4 protein-coding genes and 1 pseudogene are annotated in these 2973 nt (G+C 61.8%); 2 read left to right on the top strand and 3 right to left on the bottom strand.

Annotation, left to right across the window (positions count from 1 at the left end; translation table 11 throughout):
- A partial coding sequence (locus QOC89_RS24495; protein ID WP_323047376.1) for a divalent metal cation transporter occupies positions 1-370 on the top strand: 370 nt, incomplete at its 5' end.
- Between the two features lie 19 nt (positions 371-389).
- On the opposite strand, the gene QOC89_RS24490 is transcribed toward QOC89_RS24495, so the two are convergent.
- A complete protein-coding gene (locus tag QOC89_RS24490) occupies positions 390-701 on the bottom strand; it encodes a chaperone modulator CbpM (protein WP_323047375.1) in 312 nt (103 codons plus the stop codon).
- Positions 698-1741, bottom strand: a complete 1044-nt coding sequence (locus QOC89_RS24485) for a DnaJ C-terminal domain-containing protein (RefSeq protein ID WP_323047374.1) — start codon at positions 1739-1741, stop codon at positions 698-700. The genes QOC89_RS24490 and QOC89_RS24485 overlap by 4 nt, the downstream gene beginning before the upstream one ends.
- Before the next feature lie 359 nt (positions 1742-2100).
- Here QOC89_RS24485 and QOC89_RS24480 point away from each other — a divergent pair, with 359 nt between their 5' ends.
- Entirely contained in the window at positions 2101-2625 is a 525-nt protein-coding gene (locus QOC89_RS24480) for a universal stress protein (protein ID WP_323047373.1), read from the top strand.
- Between the two features lie 24 nt (positions 2626-2649).
- Here the strand turns inward: QOC89_RS24480 and QOC89_RS24475 are convergent.
- Positions 2650-2973: pseudogene (locus tag QOC89_RS24475) on the bottom strand (alcohol dehydrogenase); the annotation flags it as partial.

Raw genomic sequence — 2973 nt, 5'->3', positions numbered from 1 at the left:
CATCGGCACCGGTTTGTTGACGCTGCCTGTGCTGGCCGGCTCGGGTGCCTATGCGGTGGGAGAATTGTTCGCGTGGCGGGTGGGCCTCGCGCGGCTGCCCTCGCAGGCGAAGGCGTTCTACGGCGTGATTGCCGCCGCGACGGCAGTCGGCGCCGGTCTGAACTTCACGTCGATCGATCCGGTCAAAGCGCTCTGTTGGAGCGCCGTCCTCAACGGTGTTGTCGCGGTGCCCGTGATGATCGTCATGATGCATCTCTCGATGCGTACCCGCATCATGTCCGGCTTCACGCTTCCGCCAGCTCTACGCATCCTCGGCTGGGTGGCGACAGGCGTGATGGCGGCTACGGTCGTGGCGATGGGGCTCGCCTGATTCACATGAGGGAGCCGTTCTATCGCCTCGTATACTGCGCTCGCAAGGCTTCGATTTCATCCAGCAGATCGAGTGCGAGCGCGATACCCGCAGCGTTGATCTCGAGATCCCGCGCAAGATGACGGGCCTTGCGGGCACGTCGCAACGAGGCGCCGTCGAAGTGCGGGCCGTCGTCCTCGCTGACGCGTTTCGGCTCGATCGCGCCTTGCTCGATCCAATCGAATATCTCATTCTCAGAAGCGCCGGACACCCGGCACAATTCGTGAAGCGTGAACTCGATCTCTTCCTCGACGATCAGGCATTCGAGCCAGGCCGTGCGCGATTCGTTCATGATGGATCACCTGAGAAATGCGCGCGCGGGTCGAATTCGCAGGCCTGTCGTAGTGCCTCGTAAGCCGCGCGTGCCGGCTCACTGTCAGCCGACGGCAGGACGATGTTAAATTGCGCATAGAGATCACCCGATGTACCGGCCGGACCGCTCGCAGGGATTCCCTTGCCTTTCAGGCGCAAGCGTTGGCCGCCGCCAGAATCTTTGGGCACGGTTAGTTCGACGGCTCCGTCAGGCGTCGGCACGGTAACGCGTGCGCCCAGTGCCGCTTCCCAGGGCGCAACCGGCACGATGATCGTCACATCGCGGCCGTCGACACGGAAATGTGCATGCTGGCGCAACGTGATTTCCAGGTACAGGTCTCCGGCATGCCCCTCTCCGAAACCGGCGCCCCCTTGGCCGGCCAGCCGCAGATGCTGCCCACCGTGCACGCCCTTCGGAATGGAGACATCGAGCGTGCGCGATTTCAGCACGACATGTCCGCTTGCTTCGAGCACCGGCGTCTCCAGCGAAATCGTGCGCTGCGCTCCACGATAGGTATCCTCCAGATCGATCACCACTTTGGCGTGGTGATCCTGACCCGGAACCGAGAAACCGACACCGGCATAAGCATCTTCCAACTCCTGGTCCGTCGCGCGTGCGTGACCGGCGCCGGCAGTATGTCGCGCCTGCCTGGTCGACCTACGATCACCACCGGCATCCTGGCCACGAAATAGCGCGTCGAAAAATTCACTGAAGCGTTCATCCTCCGCATCGCTATTGTCCGCGCCACTGAATTCGAACCCTTCGTCCCATCGCGGCGGCGGCTCGAAGTCCTGACCATTGCGCCACTGGTCCCCCAGCCGGTCGTAGGCCGCACGCTTCTCCGTATCTTTGAGCACGCCATACGCCTCGCCTACCTCCTTGAAGCGCGGCTCCGCATCGTCGAGTTTGCTCAAGTCCGGATGATACTTGCGGGCGAGCTTGCGATACGTACGCTTGATGTCGTCCTGCGTCGCACTGCGCGGCAATCCCAGCACTTCGTAGTAATCTTTGTATTTCATACCGAAGACCTTTGAGAAAATCCGCGCGCGCTGACTTCAGCGGTACCACAGCGGGACGAAGGAGCCGATGAAATGGCACCGTCGAGGCAATGCGAACCCTTCCATTCCACGGTGCGCGCAGGACCGACCGAAGTCGGTACGCTGCCGTACCGCATCGCGGCAATTCAGGTGATCTGTTCATTGCATTACACCGCTATTGAGCGCAAGGTGGGCTATTCACTGTGCTGTTTACGATCGACTGGCACGCTGTCGATATCCGAGTCGAGCCCAGCGAAATACACCGTTCGTCAAGGAGCCCATCATCATGATTATCCCTACCGCGACATACGACGGACACGAACGAATTCTTCGAGGCCGACATGTATAAACGCATTCTGGTAGCGATCGACGGTAGCGAGACGTCTGAACACGCGTTCGACAGCGCGCTGCAACTCGCACGCGCCAATGACGCGCAGTTGCAGCCACTCTATGTGGTCGACAACCCATTGATGGCATACGACGCCTCCGGCTATGACCCGACAATCCTGCGCGATGCCTTTGTTAAAGAGGGCGAGCACCTGCTGGCCGACGCACTGGCGCGAATGAAGCACGAGAACGTAGCCGGCACACCGCGAATCGTCGACGTCGCGCCGATCGGCGAGGACATCTCGGAACGGATCCGCATTTCCGCCAACGAATTCAATGCGGACCTGCTCGTGCTCGGCACGCATGGGCGACGAGGTTTCAAGCGACTGTTCCTGGGCAGCGTGGCCGAACGTGTCGTGCGCAGTGCAAGCCTGCCCGTGTTGCTGGTCCCGAGCCGGCAAACGCAAACCACGGTCGCGCAGACCGCCGGTCCCGCACACACCGACGTCGCCGCGGCAATGTATGAACTGCCGCGCTAATGGCGGCCGATGCATCGCGGCGCGCTAGGCGGCGATGATCACCTTGAGCGCGCGGGTTTCGGCCGCGTGCGCAAAGGTTTCATACGCATCGAGGATCTGCTCGAATGTGAAGCGATGGGTGATCAGAAGTTTGGGATCGAGCCTGCGGGAGCGCAACGTCTCCAGCAGCATCGGCGTGCTCACGGTATCGACCAGCCGCGTGGTGATGGTGATATTCCGGTCCCATAGGTGCTCCATGTGAAGGTCCACCTTCACGCCATGCACGCCGACGTTCGCAATCGTCCCGCCCGCCGCGACGATCGACTGGCACAGCTCGAACGTCTCCGGCACGCCCACGGCCTCGATCGC

Source organism: Paraburkholderia sp., from assembly GCF_034668105.1.
Taxonomy (GTDB): domain Bacteria; phylum Pseudomonadota; class Gammaproteobacteria; order Burkholderiales; family Burkholderiaceae; genus Paraburkholderia.
This window is presented reverse-complemented; position numbering and strand designations above follow the sequence as displayed.